Here is a 262-nt window from a genome sequence, read left to right as displayed (position 1 = left end):
ACTGCCTTGAGCCTCTCAGGCAACACCTTTGCAGAAACACCTCAAGAAAAAGGTTTAGCTATCGCCATTGAATCTGATAAGCGAAACACTGGTTGGAAGGACTCTACTGCTGACATGACGATGACCTTACGCAACAAACGTGGTGAAGAAAGTGTTCGTGTTTTGCGCGTAAAATCCCTCGAAGTCGAAAATGATGGTGACAAAGGCTTAACCATATTTGATGAGCCTAAAACTGTTCGTGGTACTGCTTTACTGACGTTCT

Annotated in this window: 1 pseudogene; it reads left to right on the top strand. The window is 44.3% G+C overall.

What is annotated here, in order from left to right:
* Positions 1–262, top strand: a pseudogene (locus tag A3761_RS27025) (outer membrane lipoprotein-sorting protein); the annotation flags it as partial.

Source organism: Oleiphilus sp. HI0123, from assembly GCF_001635315.1.
Note: the sequence above shows the minus strand (reverse complement) of the source record. Positions and strands in the feature narration are given on the sequence as shown.